Raw genomic sequence first — 14,720 nt, forward strand, 5'->3', positions numbered from 1 at the left:
GATTCCGTGGCGGTGCGGTCGGGGCGGAGACCGCGAGTGTCACACACAGCCGGCCCCGATCGCTCAGCTCAGGGTCCAGCCGGGCCCGCCATCGACGGCCGCCGCAGCAGGCTGGACGGGTGCTGGCAAGGGCTCGTCCTCGCGGAGCAGAGGCAGCGGCCCCATGTCGCGCCCGTAGATGCGGCGGATGCGCTGGCTCAGTGGCGGGTGCGAGTCGAGCCAATGCTCGGTCCTGCCGCCCGCATTCGCCACCAGCAGCATGTGCTGCACCATCGAGCCCACCTGACGCGGCACCACACCTTCACGCTGCTGGCTCAGCACCTTGCGCAGCACGCCGCCCAGGCCATCGCGGCTGCGCGTCCATTGCACCGCGCGCGCGTCCGCCAGGTATTCGCGCTGGCGGGACACGGCGGCCTGCAGCGCATGGCCTGCCAGCCAGCCCAGCCAACCGGCGGCCATGATGGCCAGCCCGATCAGCGCGGCGACCATCCGGCGGTCTCGCGAGTCGGGCTCGAACAGGGTCTGGCCCATGCGAAACAGCATCTCGAGCCCGAATACCATGCCGACCAGCCGCATGTTCAGGCGCGTGTCGCCCTCCCCGATGTGGCTGAACTCGTGGGCCACCAGTCCCTGCAGTTCCTCGCGGGTGAGGTGCCTGAGCACGCCTTGCGTCACCGCCACCACGGCATCGTCCTCGTCCCACCCGGCAGCAAAGGCGTTGATGCCTTCATCGCGCGCCAGCACCATGGGTTGTGGCCGCTTCATGCCCGACGAGATCGCCATCTCGTCGACGATGTTGCAGAAACGCTGCTCGTCCAGGTTGCCTGAGGGCTGAGCGGGCCGCGCGCCCATCTGCTCGGCCAGTCGCACGCCACCGCCATCGGCCAGGCGTGAAGTCTCGACCCACCAGCCACCCAGCACGAAGAGCAAGGTCACGCCGGTATTGACCGCGAAGAAGTGACGGGGCAGGTGCAACCCCTCGCCGGGCATCCAGAAACCCCAGGTGAGACCCCAGGCCAGTGCCAGTGCCGCGTTGACCGCAACCAGCAGCAACAGCACCGTCAGGCCGAACGCGACCAGCAGGCGCCGGGTCTGGCCTCGGGCATCGCGCTGGAATTCGAAGAAACGCATGTCAGCACACGCGCTGGCAACAGCGCGCCGGGTGCATCACAGCTTGACGCGGAGGGTCTCGCGCTCGGCTTCGGTGGTCGTTGAGGCCAGCATGGCCTGCGGCTGGAAACCGAACAGCCGGGCGATGAGCAGCGTGGGGAACTGTGCCGCCGCGTCGTTGAACTCCAGCACGCGGTCGTTGTAGGCCTGGCGCGCAAAGCCGACACGGTTCTCCGTGCTGGTGAGCTCTTCGCTGAGCTCGCGCATGCTCTGGTCGGCCTTGAGATCGGGGTAGTCCTCCACCACGGCGAACAGCTTGCCCAATGCGCCCCCCAGCAACTGCTCGGCACCCGCCAGGGCACCCAGTGCACCGGCGTTGAGCGGGCTGCCAGCTGCGGTCTGCTCGGCCGTGCGCGCCTGGTTGCGCGCGGCGATCACCGCCTCCAGGGTCTGCGCCTCGTGCGCCAGATAACGGCGCGCGACTTCCACCAGGTTGGGAATCAGGTCATAACGGCGCTTGAGCTGCACGTCAATCTGGCCAAACGCATTGGCGATCGCGTTCTTCAGGCGGACCAGCCGGTTGTAGGCGCCCACGGCCCAGAAAAACACGACCAGGCCCACGGCCAGAAAAACCCACAGCGAAATGGACATATTCGGAGCTCCTTGTTGGCGTGCCGCCTGCCTCCCCGGCATGCGGCGCCAATATACCCCGCCACTTGCCCTGGCCGCCCGCGACAGCACCATGAAAAAAGCCCCCGGTGATGGCCGGGGGCTTTGGACAGGTCAACGGCGCGCAGCGCCGGTGGGCCCTTTACTCCGCTTCGTTGGTGGTGCTCGAAGCGTCGGCCTGGTCGGCCGCCAGCGAGATCGCGTCGGCCTCGGCGATGGCACGGCGCTCTTCGTCGTCCATCTTCTCCTTGACCTTGCGGGCCTCGTGGTAAGCCATGCCGGTACCGGCCGGGATCAGGCGACCCACGATCACGTTCTCCTTCAGGCCACGCAGGTCGTCGCGCTTGCCCATGATGGCCGCCTCGGTCAGCACGCGGGTGGTTTCCTGGAAGGACGCCGCAGAGATGAACGAGTCGGTGGACAGCGAGGCCTTGGTGATGCCCAGCAGCACGTTGCTGTAGGTCGCGGGGATCTTGCCTTCGGCGCGCAGGGCGTCGTTGGTGTTGAGGATCTCCGAACGCTCCACCTGTTCGCCGGCGATGTAGCTGGAATCGCCCACGGCTTCGACCACGACGCGGCGCAGCATCTGGCGAACGATCACCTCGATGTGCTTGTCGTTGATCTTCACACCCTGAAGGCGGTAGACGTCCTGCACTTCATCGACGATGTAGCGCGAGAGTTCTTCCATGCCCAGCAGGCGCAGGATGTCCTGCGGATCGGCCGGTCCGTCGACGATGCTTTCGCCCTTGTTGACCACCTGGCCTTCGTGCACCAGGATGTTCTTTTCCTTGGGGATGAGCTCGTCCCAGACCTTGCCATCCGGATCGGTGATCTGCAGGCGAACCTTGCCCTTGGTCTCCTTGCCGAACGACACGGTACCGGTCATCTCGGCCAGCATGCCCTTGTCCTTCGGGCTGCGGGCTTCGAACAGCTCGGCCACGCGCGGCAGACCGCCGGTGATGTCGCGGGTCTTCTGGCCTTCGACCGGAATGCGCGCCAGCACTTCGCCAGGGCCCACGTCCTGGCCATCGCGCACCTGGATCAGCGAGCCGATCTGGAAGCCGATGGTCACCGAGTGGTCGGTGCCAGGGATCTTCACCTCGTTGCCGGAAGCGTCGATCAGCTTGACCTGCGGGCGCACGACCTTGGCAGCGCCGCGGCGCTTCGGATCGATCACCACCAGGGTGGACAGGCCGGTCACATCGTCGACCTGCTTGGCCACGGTGAGGCCTTCCTCGACGTTCTCGAACTTCACCTGACCAGCGAACTCCGTGATGATCGGGCGGGTCAGCGGATCCCAGTTGGCCAGGATCGCACCGGCCTTGATGGCCTGGTCGGCCTTGACCGACAGGACAGCGCCGTACGGCACCTTGTGGCGCTCGCGCTCACGACCGTGTTCGTCGTGGATGATGATCTCGCCGGAGCGCGCGATCACCACCAATTCACCCTTGGTGTTGGTCACGTAGCGCATGGTGGCGTTGAAGCCGATCATGCCGCTGGACTTGGCCTCCACGCTGGAAGCCACGGCCGCACGCGATGCCGCACCACCGATGTGGAACGTGCGCATGGTCAACTGCGTACCGGGTTCGCCGATCGACTGCGCGGCGATCACCCCAACCGCTTCGCCGATGTTGACCAGGCCACCGCGACCCAGGTCGCGGCCATAGCACTTGGCGCAGATGCCGAAGCGGGTTTCACAGGTCAGCGCGGTGCGCACCTTCACCTCGTCCACCGCAGCGGCTTCGAGGGTGTCGAGCAGGTCTTCGTCCAGCAGTTCGCCAGCCGGCACCAGCACCTGGCGGGTTTCCGGATGGATCACTTCCTCGGCCGTGGTGCGGCCCAGGACGCGGTCGCGCAGCGACTCGATCACCTCACCGCCTTCGACGATGGCGCGCATCAGCGTACCGTTGGAGGTACCGCAGTCCTGCTGGTTGACCACCAGATCCTGCGTCACATCCACCAGGCGGCGGGTGAGGTAACCGGAGTTGGCCGTCTTCAGCGCCGTGTCGGCCAGACCCTTGCGGGCGCCGTGGGTGGAAATGAAGTACTGCAACACGTTGAGGCCTTCACGGAAGTTCGCCGTGATGGGGGTCTCGATGATGGAGCCGTCCGGCTTGGCCATCAGACCGCGCATGCCGGCCAGCTGGCGGATCTGCGCCGCAGAGCCACGGGCGCCGGAGTCGGCCATCATGTAGATGGAGTTGAACGACTCCTGGTCCACTTCCTTGCCGCTGCGGTCGGTCACCTTCTGCTTGGCCAGCTGGGCCATCATGACCTTGGAGATCTCGTCACCGGCCTTGCCCCAGATGTCCACCACCTTGTTGTAGCGCTCGCCCGCGGTCACCAGACCGGAAGCGTACTGCTGGGCGATCTCCTTCACCTCGTTCTCGGCACGGTCGATGATGGCCGGTTTTTCCTTGGGCACCAGCATGTCGTCAACGGCGATCGAGATGCCCGCACGCGTGGCCAGACGGAACCCGTTCTGGAGCAGCTTGTCGGCGAACACGACGGTTTCCTTCAGGCCGCACTTGCGGAACGAGGCGTTGATCAGGCGCGAAATTTCCTTCTTCTTCAGTGCCTTGTTCAGCACTTCGAACGGCAGGCCCTTGGGCAGGATCTCGGAGAGCAGTGCACGGCCGACCGTGGTGTCCACCAGCGAGGTGGAAGGCACGAATTCGCCCGAGGCCTTGTCCAGCGTGTGCTGGGTCAGGCGCACGGCGATCTTGGCGGTGATCTCGACCACACCGTTGTCCAGCGCGCGCTGCAGTTCGGCCAGATCGGCGAAGTACATGCCTTCGCCCTTGGCGTTGATCTTCTCGCGCGTTGCGTAGTACAGGCCCAGCACCACGTCTTGCGACGGCACGATGGAGGGCTCGCCGTTGGCGGGGAACAGGATGTTGTTCGAGGCCAGCATCAGCGTGCGGGCTTCGAGCTGCGCTTCCACGGACAGCGGCACGTGAACGGCCATCTGGTCACCGTCGAAGTCGGCGTTGAAGGCCGCACAGACCAGCGGGTGCAGCTGGATCGCCTTGCCTTCGATCAGGATCGGCTCGAAGGCCTGGATGCCCAGGCGGTGCAGCGTCGGTGCACGGTTGAGCATCACCGGGTGTTCCTTGATGACTTCCTCAAGGATGTCCCACACCACCGGCGTGCCGGCTTCCACTTCCTTCTTCGCGGCCTTGATGGTGGTCGCGATGCCCATGGCTTCCAGGCGCGAGAAGATGAAAGGCTTGAACAGTTCGAGGGCCATCAGCTTGGGCAGGCCGCACTGGTGCAGCTTGAGCGTCGGGCCCACCACGATGACCGAACGACCGGAGTAGTCGACGCGCTTGCCCAGCAGGTTCTGACGGAACCGGCCGCTCTTGCCCTTGATCATGTCGGCCAGCGACTTCAGCGCGCGCTTGTTGGCACCCGTCATGGCCTTGCCACGGCGGCCGTTGTCCAGCAACGAATCCACCGCTTCCTGCAGCATGCGCTTCTCGTTGCGCGCGATGATCTCGGGCGCCTTGAGTTCGAGCAGGCGACGCAGACGGCTGTTGCGGTTGATGACGCGGCGGTACAGGTCGTTCAGGTCGGAGGTCGCGAAGCGGCCGCCGTCCAGCGGCACCAGCGGACGCAGGTCCGGCGGCAGCACGGGCAGCACGTCGAGCACCATCCATTCGGGCTTGATGCCGGACTTCTTGAAGGCTTCCAGCACCTTGAGGCGCTTGGCGTTCTTCTTGATCTTGAGTTCGGAACCGGTCAGGTCGTTGCGCAGCTTCTCGATCTCGATGTCGAGGTCGATGGCCTGCAGCAGTTCCTTGATGCCTTCGGCGCCCATCTTGGCGATGAATTCGTCACCGAATTCCTTGCGCTTGGCGTCGTAGTCGTCCTCGCTCATGATCGCGAACTTCTTCAGCGGGGTCATGCCGGGATCGACGATCACGTACGCCTCGAAGTACAGCACGCGCTCGATGTCGCGCAGCGTCATGTCCAGGATCAGGCCCAGACGCGACGGCAGCGATTTCAGGAACCAGATGTGGGCGCAAGGTGCGGCCAGATCGATGTGACCCATGCGCTCGCGGCGCACCTTGGTCTGCGTGACTTCAACGCCGCACTTCTCGCAGATGACACCGCGGTGCTTGAGGCGCTTGTACTTGCCGCACAGGCATTCGTAGTCCTTGATGGGGCCAAAGATCTTGGCGCAGAACAGGCCATCGCGCTCGGGCTTGAACGTGCGGTAGTTGATGGTCTCGGGCTTCTTGACTTCACCGAAGGACCACGAGCGGATTTTTTCCGGCGAAGCCAGGCCGATGCGGATCGCATCGAAGTGCTCGTCGGGCGTGAACTGCTTGAACAGGTCGAGCAAGGATTTCATGGAGAACTTCCTTAAATATTTAAGACAACGTTAGGAAAGAAGTGACTGGTCCAGAAGCACCGCGGGACCGGCTTTGCCGGGCCGTTGGTGCTGTCCCCACAAGGGGACGCCGCGAAGCGGCGCAGGGGGTCGTCAGCTCCTTTCCAGCTCGATGTCGATACCGAGCGAGCGGATTTCCTTGACCAGCACGTTGAACGACTCGGGCATGCCGGCGTCGATCGTGTGCTCGCCCTTGACGATGGACTCGTACACCTTGGTGCGGCCTTGCACGTCGTCGGACTTGACGGTGAGCATTTCCTGCAGGATGTACGAAGCGCCGTACGCTTCCAGTGCCCACACTTCCATCTCGCCGAAACGCTGGCCACCGAACTGTGCCTTGCCGCCCAGCGGCTGCTGGGTGACCAGGGAGTACGGACCGGTCGAACGGGCGTGCATCTTGTCGTCGACCAGGTGGTGCAGCTTCAGGAAGTGCATGTAGCCCACGGTGGTCTTGCGCTCGAAAGCGTCACCCGTGCGGCCGTCGTACAGCTGCGCCTGGGTGCGGGTCTCGGTCAGCCCCTTGAGTTGTGCGATGTCGTCCGGATAGGCCAGCTTCAGCATGGCGCGGATCTCATCTTCCGAGGCACCGTCGAACACCGGGGTGGCGAACGGCACACCGGTCTGCAGGTTTTCCGCCATCTCGATCACCTCGGCGTCGCTCAGCGCGGCCAGGGTTTCCTTCTTGCCAGCCGAGTTGTAGACGGTCTCGAGGAACTTGCGCAGCTCGGCCACCTTCGCTTCGGCCTGCAGCATGTCGCCGATGCGCTGGCCCAGGCCCTTGGCGGCCCAGCCCAGGTGGACTTCGAGCACCTGGCCCACGTTCATGCGCGAAGGCACGCCCAGCGGGTTGAGCACGATGTCGGCAGGCGTGCCATCGGCCATGTGCGGCATGTCTTCCACTGGCACGATCTTGGAGACCACACCCTTGTTGCCGTGACGGCCGGCCATCTTGTCGCCAGGCTGCAGGCGGCGCTTGACGGCGAGGTAGACCTTGACCATCTTCAGCACGCCTGCGGGCAGTTCGTCGCCTTGCGTGAGCTTCTTGCGCTTCTCTTCGAACGCGAGATCGAAGCTGTGGCGCGTCTGTTCCATCGAGTTCTTGATGGACTCGAGCTGGGCGGCCACGGTCTCATCGGCCGGGCGGATGTCGAACCAGTGGTACTTCTCGACGTCGTCCAGGTAGGCCTTGTCGATGGTCGTGCCCTTGGCCAGTTTCTTCGGACCACCGTTGGCGATCTTGCCGATCAGCAGCTTCTCGATCCGGTCGAACGCGTCGGCTTCCACGATGCGCAGCTGGTCGTTGAGGTCCAGGCGGAAGCGCTTCAGTTCGTCGTCGATGATCTGCTGCGCGCGCTTGTCGCGCGTGATGCCTTCGCGGGTGAACACCTGCACGTCGATCACGGTGCCTTGCGAGCCCTGGTCCACACGCAGCGAGGTGTCCTTCACGTCGGAAGCCTTCTCGCCGAAGATCGCGCGCAGCAGCTTCTCTTCTGGCGTCAGCGTGGTCTCGCCCTTGGGGGTGACCTTGCCCACCAGCACGTCGCCGGGCAGCACTTCGGCGCCCACGTAGATGATGCCGGAGTCGTCCAGGCGGTTGAGCTGCTGCTCGGCCAGGTTGGGAATGTCGCGGGTGATTTCTTCCGCGCCCAGCTTGGTGTCGCGCGCCATCACCACCAGCTCCTCGATGTGGATCGAGGTGTAGCGGTCGTCGGCCACCACGCGTTCGGAGATCAGGATCGAGTCTTCGAAGTTGTAGCCGTTCCAGGGCATGAAGGCGATCAGCATGTTCTGGCCGATCGAAATCTCGCCCAGATCGGTCGATGCGCCATCGGCGATCACATCACCAGCCGCCAGCTTGTCGCCCTTCTTGACGATCGGACGCTGGTGGATGTTGGTGTTCTGGTTGGAACGCTGGTACTTGATGAGGTTGTAGATGTCTACACCCACTTCACCTGCGACAGCCTCGGCGTCGTTCACGCGGATCACGATGCGGGTCGCGTCCACGTAGTCGACCACGCCACCGCGCTTGGCGGTGACGACGGTGCCGGAGTCGATCGCGGCCACACGCTCGATGCCGGTGCCCACGAGAGGCTTCTCGGGACGCAGCACGGGCACGGCCTGGCGCGACATGTTGGCGCCCATCAGCGCGCGGTTCGCGTCATCGTGCTCGAGGAACGGCACCAGCGAAGCGGCCACGGAGACGATCTGTGCGGGCGACACGTCCATGTACTGGATGGTATCGGCCGGCGTCAGGATGGATTCTCCCTTCTCCCGCGCAGAGATCAGGTCACCGGTCAGACGGCCTTCGGCGTCCAGCGCGGCATTGGCCTGCGCGATGACGTACTTGCCTTCCTCGATGGCCGACAGGTAGTCGATCTGGTTCGTCACCTTGCCTTCGACCACGCGGCGGTACGGGGTCTCGATGAAACCGTATTCGTTCAGACGCGCATAGAGTGCCAGCGAGTTGATCAGGCCGATGTTCGGACCTTCAGGGGTTTCGATCGGGCAGACGCGGCCGTAGTGGGTCACGTGCACGTCGCGCACTTCGAAGCCTGCACGCTCACGGGTCAGACCGCCCGGGCCCAGGGCCGAGACGCGGCGCTTGTGGGTGATTTCCGCCAGCGGATTGGTCTGGTCCATGAACTGCGACAGCTGCGACGCGCCGAAGAACTCCTTGAGCGCCGCAGAAATCGGCTTGGAGTTGATCAGGTCGTGCGGCATGAGCGGCTCTTGCTCGGCCTGGCCGAGACGTTCCTTCACGGCCTTCTCGATGCGGGCCAGGCCGGTGCGGTACTGGTTTTCGGCCAGTTCGCCCACGCAACGCACGCGGCGGTTGCCCAGGTGGTCGATGTCATCGACTTCGCCACGGCCGTTGCGCAGGTCCACAAGAATCTTGACCACGGCCAGGATGTCGTCGTTCGACAGCACCATGGGGCCGGAGGATTCGTCGCGGCCCACGCGGGCATTGAACTTCATGCGACCCACGCGCGACAGATCGTACGTGTCCGGGTTGTAGAACAGTCGGTGGAACAAGGCCTGCACGGCGTCTTCGGTCGGCGGTTCGCCGGGGCGCATCATGCGGTAGATGGCCACGCGCGCGGCGAACTCATCGGCCGTCTCATCGATGCGCAAGGTCTGCGAGATGTACGCACCCTGGTCGAGTTCGTTGGTGTAGAGGCACTGCAGATCTTGCACGCCGGCGGTGCGCAGCTTCTTCAGCAGGGCTTCTGTCAGCTCTTCGTTGGCCTTGGCAATGATCTCGCCGGTGTCCGCATCCACAATGTTGCGGGCCACCACGCGGCCGATCATGAAGTCTTCCGGCACGCTGATGTGCGTGGTACCAGACTGCTCCAGTTCGCGGGTGTGGCGCGCGGTGATGCGCTTGTCCTTGGCCACGACGACCTTGCCACTCTTGTCGGTGATGTCGAAGCGGGCCACTTCACCGCGCAGGCGCTCGGGCACGAAGGCCATCTGCGCGCCGCTGTCCATCAGGCGGAAGTGGTCGTTGACGAAGAAGTTGGCCAGGATGGTTTCCGGCGTCAGGCCGATGGCCTTGAGCAGGATGGTGACCGGCATCTTGCGGCGGCGGTCGACACGGAAGAACAGCACGTCCTTCGGGTCGAATTCGAAGTCGAGCCACGAACCGCGGTAAGGAATGATGCGAGCAGAGAACAACAGCTTGCCCGAGCTGTGGGTCTTGCCCTTGTCGTGTTCGAAGAACACGCCCGGCGAGCGGTGCAGCTGAGACACGATCACGCGCTCGGTACCGTTGATGATGAAGGAACCCTTCTCAGTCATCAGGGGCACTTCGCCCATGTAGACCTCCTGCTCTTTCACTTCCTTGATCACCTTCGATTGCGCGGTCGAGGACTCGCGGTCGTAGATGATCAGCTGCACGCGTGCGCGCACGGCGGAAGCGAAGGTCAGGCCACGGGTCTGGCATTCGCGCACGTCGAACGCGGGCTTGGCCAGGTTGTACTCGACGAACTTCATCTCCACAAAACCGTTGTGGGAGACGATCGGGAAAGCGGCTTCGAACGCGGCCTGCAGGCCTTCGTTGGTGCGTTTCTTGGGGGCGCTGTCCGCCTGCAGGAACGCGGTGTAGGCGTCCTTCTGCATTTGCAGGAGGTAAGGAATCGCGAGAACGTTTTCGCGGGTACCAAAGCTCTTGCGGATGCGCTTGCGTTCGGTGTATGAGTATTTCGATGCTGAGGCCATGAGATCTCCGGGCTTGAGGTCTGCGGCGACTGTCTTGCCTACCAGGGCTGGATTCCTGGTGACTTTCTTGGTGGCTGGCCTCTACCAACCATTGGCGGACGGCCCATGCATTGCACACAGGCCCGAACCAAGTCGTCTTCTGCAGTCGGGGTCAGAAGACACTCAAAAGCCGACTCTGGAGCCGATTTTTGGGTGTGCTCTGAAAGCACCAAAGGCTGGAGGCCCTTTTCGAGCACTCCAGCCCCTGAGACCGGGCGAATTACTTCAGCTCAGCCTTGGCGCCGGCTTCCACCAGCTTCTTCACGGCAGCTTCGGCGTCGGCCTTGGCAATGCCTTCCTTGACGTTCTTCGGTGCGCCGTCGACCAGGTCCTTGGCTTCCTTGAGGCCCAGGCCGGTGATTTCGCGCACAGCCTTGATGACGGAGACCTTGTTCGCGCCGGCTTCCACCAGCACGACGTTGAATTCGGTCTTCTCTTCAGCGGCCGCAGCAGCACCGCCGCCAGCGCCACCGGCGGCGGGAGCGGCCATGGCGGCAGCGCTCACACCAAACTTCTCTTCGATGGCTTTCACCAGGTCGTTGAGTTCCATGACCGTCATGCTGTCCAGCGCGGTCAGAAATGCGTCTTTATCGAATGCCATTTTGATTTCCTAACAATTGATTTGAACGAATGTGCTGTGCCACTCAGGCAGCAGCAGCCTCTTCAGCTGCCGGGGCGGCAGCGCCTTCGCCTTTTTTGGCCGCCAATGCGCCCAGCACAACGGCCGTGCGCGAGATCGGCGACTTGAGCAAGCCACACAACTGGGCCAGCAGCACTTCCTTCGAGGGAATGCTGGCCAGCGTCTTCACGCCGTTGACATCCAGGGCCTTGCCTCCGTACACGCCACCGCGAATCACCAGCTTGTCGTTGGTCTTCGCGAAATCGGCCACCACTTTCGCGGCGGCCACGGCGTCTTCAGAGAAGCCATAGATCAGCGGACCGGTCATCTGGTCTGCGGCCACTTCGAACGGGCTGCCAGCCACCGCACGGCGGGCCAGGGTGTTCTTCAACACACTCAGGCTCACACCGTTGCTGCGGGCTGTCACGCGCAGTTTGTCCATGTTCGCGACCGTGATGCCACGGTATTCCGCCATCACGAGCGTTTGAGCTTTTGCGGCGAGGCTGGTCACTTCGGAAATGACCGCTTCCTTCTCACTGCGATTCAGACTCAAGGTCTACTCCTTAAATGTGCCCTCGGCCCGTCAGGACCTGGGGCACGCCTCATTGCAGCGATTCAACTGTTCAGGAACTCGTTCCATCTGCAGCGGGATCGCCATCTGCGTTGGCTTGTCACAATTAAGCCGGCTCATCGCCAGCACCAACGGTCTTGGATGGCCCCCGGACCGGCCTGCGCCCGTCTGGAGCCCACCACACCCAGGCCCCGAAGGGCCCGAATTTCTGCGATTACGCCGAGATGGACTGGGTGTCCACACGGACGCCCACACCCATCGTCGACGACACCGCCACCTTGCGCAGGTACACACCCTTGCTGGTGGCGGGCTTTGCCTTGGTCAGCGCGTCGAGCAGCGCCACCAGGTTGCCCTGGAGCTTGTCGGCATCGAACGAGCGGCGGCCGATGGTGCCGTGCACGATCCCGGCCTTGTCCACGCGGAACTGCACCTGACCTGCCTTGGCGTTCTTCACCGCGGTGGCCACATCGGGCGTCACGGTGCCGACCTTCGGGTTGGGCATCAGGCCTCGCGGGCCCAGCACCTGACCGAGGGTACCGACGATGCGCATGGCGTCCGGCGAGGCAATGACCACGTCGAAGTTCATGTTGCCGGCCTTGATGTCGGCGGCGAGGTCGTCCATGCCGACGATGTCGGCACCGGCTGCCTTGGCTTCTTCGGCCTTGGCACCCTGGGCGAACACGGCCACGCGCTTGGTCTTGCCGGTGCCATTGGGCATCACGACGGCACCGCGCACCACCTGATCGGACTTCTTCGCATCCACGCCGAGCTGCACGGCCACGTCGATGGACTCATCGAACTTGGCGTTGGCGCACTCCTTGACGATGGCCAGGGCCTCCGTCAGGGAGTACAGCTTGTTGCTGTCGACCTTGCCTTCAAGGGCTTTCTGTTTCTTGGTCAGCTTGGCCATTTACACGCCCTCCACAATCACGCCCATCGAGCGGGCCGAACCGGCGATGGTGCGCACAGCGGCGTCCACATCGGCTGCGGTCATGTCCTTCATCTTGGTCTTGGCGATTTCCTCGAGCTGGGCACGGGTGATCTTGCCGACCTTGTTCTTGTTGGGTACCGAAGAGCCCTTGTCGAGCTTGATCGCCTTCTTGATCAAGGTCGTCGCGGGCGGCGTCTTGATGATGAAGGTGAAGCTCTTGTCCGCGAAGGCCGTGATCACCACGGGCAGCGGCAGACCGGGCTCGACGCCTTGGGTCTGGGCGTTGAACGCCTTGCAGAACTCCATGATGTTCAGGCCGCGCTGACCCAGCGCCGGACCGATCGGGGGAGAGGGGTTGGCCTTACCAGCTGGCACTTGCAGCTTGATGAAGCCGACGATTTTCTTCGCCATGTTTTAGCTCCTGCGAGTGCAGACGGTTGCCATCAGGACAACCTCCTCGCGGTTGGGGACCCGGGAAAGGACGGATGACACAGGCGTCGGGCCGACCCGCCTGTGCCACGAAACACTTCAGGTCTTTTCGACCTGGCTGAACTCCAGCTCCACCGGCGTGGCGCGACCGAAGATGGTCACCGACACGCGCATCTTGTTCTTCTCGTAGTTGACCTCTTCGACCGTGCCGTTGAAGTCGGTGAAGGGGCCTTCCTTGACGCGGACGTATTCGCCAACCACAAACTCGACCTTGTGGCGCGGCTTGTCGGTGCCTTCCTGCATCTGGTTGACGATCTTCATGACGTCTTCTTCGGAGATCGGCGCCGGGCGGTTCTTCGCACCGCCCACAAAGCCCGTGACCTTGTTGGTGTGCTTGACCAGATGCCAGGTGTCGTCGTCCATCACCATTTCCACCAGCACGTAGCCGGGGAAGAACTTGCGCTCGGTGGTGCGCTTCTGGCCATTCTTCATCTCCACCACCTCTTCGGTGGGGACGAGGATGCGGCCAAACTTGTCCTGCATGCCCGCGCGGTTGATGCGCTCGATGATGTTGCGCTCGGCGGCCTTCTCCATGCCGGAATAGGCATGGACCACATACCAGCGCATACCCTCTGCGGCCACGGGACTGTGTTGCTCGCTCATCATTTCCTCCAGCCCAGGATCAGGTCGTAAAACACCCATTCGACGGTCTTGTCGGTCAGCCACAGGAACAGGGCCATGACGAACACGAACGCGAACACGTAGGCCGTCATCTGGATGGCTTCCTTGCGGGCCGGCCAAACCACCTTCTTGACTTCACGCCAGGCGTCACGGCCAAAAGCGATCAGCTGCCTGCCTGACTCGGACACCGCGAAGACCACCACTGCAGCCGCCATCAACACGATCAGGGCACCCCACTGCGCCAGCGCACCGCGCGACGACAGCAGGTAGAACGCCACGAACGAGCCCAGCAACAGCGCAATGGCAGCCGCCAGCTTGGCCTTGTCGGCGCCGGTGTGGACGGTTTGTACTTCGGTAGTGGCCATGAAGATCCAGACAATTCGTATCAAAAGCGCGCTCAAAACCCGAAAGCTTGAGACACGCAAGCCCACCAGAGGTCTTCACGACTTCGGTGGGCTTGTCAACCACTCAACAAGATGGATTCAGGTTCCTGGCTTCAGGTTCCAACGACATCCTGTCGGGTGGCAGGGGCAGTAGGAATCGAACCTACAACCTTCGGTTTTGGAGACCGACGCTCTGCCAATTGAGCTATACCCCTACTGGCTTGTGCCCCACTAAGGGCAGCTCCTTACGCGATGATTTTGGCGACGACGCCGGCGCCGACGGTACGACCACCTTCGCGGATGGCAAAGCGCAGGCCTTCTTCCATGGCGATCGGGGCGATCAGCTTGACCGTGATCGACACGTTGTCACCCGGCATCACCATTTCCTTGCCTTCGGGCAGCTCGATCGAGCCCGTCACGTCGGTCGTGCGGAAGTAGAACTGCGGACGGTAGTTGTTGAAGAACGGCGTGTGACGGCCACCCTCGTCCTTGGACAGCACATACACCTCACCCGTGAAGTGCGTGTGCGGCTTGATCGAGCCGGGCTTGCACAGCACCTGGCCGCGCTGCACTTCCTCACGCTTGGTGCCGCGCAGCAGGATACCCACGTTGTCGCCAGCCTGGCCCTGATCCAGCAGCTTGCGGAACATTTCCACGCCCGTGCAGGTGGTCTT

Annotated in this window: 11 protein-coding genes and 1 tRNA gene; all 12 read right to left on the reverse strand. The window is 63.4% G+C overall.

Going from position 1 to position 14,720, the window contains the following annotated elements; translation table 11 throughout:
• Positions 1-63: 63 nt before the first annotated feature.
• Positions 64-1,131 (reverse strand): M48 family metalloprotease, encoded by a 1,068-nt coding sequence (locus J2X09_RS23480; protein ID WP_204735235.1) that lies wholly within the window; start codon positions 1,129-1,131, stop codon positions 64-66.
• 36 nt (positions 1,132-1,167) lie between these two features.
• Positions 1,168-1,761, reverse strand: a complete 594-nt coding sequence (locus J2X09_RS23485) for a LemA family protein (protein ID WP_204735236.1) — start codon at positions 1,759-1,761, stop codon at positions 1,168-1,170.
• Positions 1,762-1,921: 160 nt separating this feature from the next.
• Positions 1,922-6,136 carry a DNA-directed RNA polymerase subunit beta' gene (gene rpoC, locus J2X09_RS23490; protein WP_204735237.1) on the reverse strand — a complete coding sequence of 1,405 codons (4,215 nt, stop codon included), beginning with the start codon at positions 6,134-6,136 and terminating at the stop codon, positions 1,922-1,924.
• A 132-nt stretch (positions 6,137-6,268) separates the two neighbouring features.
• Positions 6,269-10,393 carry a DNA-directed RNA polymerase subunit beta gene (gene rpoB / locus J2X09_RS23495; protein WP_204735238.1) on the reverse strand — a complete coding sequence of 1,375 codons (4,125 nt, stop codon included), beginning with the start codon at positions 10,391-10,393 and terminating at the stop codon, positions 6,269-6,271.
• 259 nt (positions 10,394-10,652) lie between these two features.
• Entirely contained in the window at positions 10,653-11,033 is a 381-nt protein-coding gene (gene rplL, locus J2X09_RS23500) for a 50S ribosomal protein L7/L12 (RefSeq protein ID WP_204735239.1), read from the reverse strand.
• A gap of 43 nt (positions 11,034-11,076) precedes the next feature.
• Positions 11,077-11,604: a 50S ribosomal protein L10 gene (gene rplJ, locus J2X09_RS23505; RefSeq protein WP_204735240.1), complete on the reverse strand. Its 528-nt coding sequence runs from the start codon at positions 11,602-11,604 to the stop codon at positions 11,077-11,079.
• Between the two features lie 232 nt (positions 11,605-11,836).
• Positions 11,837-12,532 carry a 50S ribosomal protein L1 gene (rplA, locus tag J2X09_RS23510; protein ID WP_204735241.1) on the reverse strand — a complete coding sequence of 232 codons (696 nt, stop codon included), beginning with the start codon at positions 12,530-12,532 and terminating at the stop codon, positions 11,837-11,839.
• The gene (rplK, locus tag J2X09_RS23515) at positions 12,533-12,964 is read right to left on the reverse strand and encodes a 50S ribosomal protein L11 (RefSeq protein ID WP_137922451.1); all 432 of its coding nucleotides are present in this window, start codon (positions 12,962-12,964) and stop codon (positions 12,533-12,535) included. It lies immediately after the preceding gene.
• Between the two features lie 117 nt (positions 12,965-13,081).
• A complete protein-coding gene (nusG, locus tag J2X09_RS23520) occupies positions 13,082-13,648 on the reverse strand; it encodes a transcription termination/antitermination protein NusG (protein WP_374726529.1) in 567 nt (188 codons plus the stop codon).
• Entirely contained in the window at positions 13,645-14,028 is a 384-nt protein-coding gene (gene secE / locus J2X09_RS23525) for a preprotein translocase subunit SecE (RefSeq protein WP_204735243.1), read from the reverse strand. The genes nusG and secE overlap by 4 nt, the downstream gene beginning before the upstream one ends.
• 157 nt (positions 14,029-14,185) lie before the next feature.
• Positions 14,186-14,261: transfer RNA gene (locus J2X09_RS23530), tRNA-Trp, on the reverse strand.
• A gap of 30 nt (positions 14,262-14,291) precedes the next feature.
• Positions 14,292-14,720 (reverse strand): EF-Tu C-terminal domain-related protein (locus J2X09_RS23535; RefSeq protein WP_310309554.1); only part of this gene is annotated, 429 nt, incomplete at its 5' end.

The sequence above is a fragment of the Hydrogenophaga laconesensis genome, assembly GCF_031457235.1.
GTDB lineage: Bacteria > Pseudomonadota > Gammaproteobacteria > Burkholderiales > Burkholderiaceae_C > Hydrogenophaga > Hydrogenophaga laconesensis.

What these genes read in the sequence shown, in the direction of transcription:
- rplA (WP_204735241.1), bottom strand. Translation starts at nt 12,532, where the DNA reads ATGGCCAAGCTGACCAAGAAACAGAAAGCCCTTGAAGGCAAGGTCGAC.
- J2X09_RS23485 (WP_204735236.1), bottom strand. Translation starts at nt 1,761, where the DNA reads ATGTCCATTTCGCTGTGGGTTTTTCTGGCCGTGGGCCTGGTCGTGTTT.
- J2X09_RS23480 (WP_204735235.1), bottom strand. Translation starts at nt 1,131, where the DNA reads ATGCGTTTCTTCGAATTCCAGCGCGATGCCCGAGGCCAGACCCGGCGC.
- rplK (WP_137922451.1), bottom strand. Translation starts at nt 12,964, where the DNA reads ATGGCGAAGAAAATCGTCGGCTTCATCAAGCTGCAAGTGCCAGCTGGT.
- rpoC (WP_204735237.1), bottom strand. Translation starts at nt 6,136, where the DNA reads ATGAAATCCTTGCTCGACCTGTTCAAGCAGTTCACGCCCGACGAGCAC.
- nusG (WP_374726529.1), bottom strand. Translation starts at nt 13,648, where the DNA reads ATGATGAGCGAGCAACACAGTCCCGTGGCCGCAGAGGGTATGCGCTGG.
- secE (WP_204735243.1), bottom strand. Translation starts at nt 14,028, where the DNA reads ATGGCCACTACCGAAGTACAAACCGTCCACACCGGCGCCGACAAGGCC.
- rplL (WP_204735239.1), bottom strand. Translation starts at nt 11,033, where the DNA reads ATGGCATTCGATAAAGACGCATTTCTGACCGCGCTGGACAGCATGACG.
- rpoB (WP_204735238.1), bottom strand. Translation starts at nt 10,393, where the DNA reads ATGGCCTCAGCATCGAAATACTCATACACCGAACGCAAGCGCATCCGC.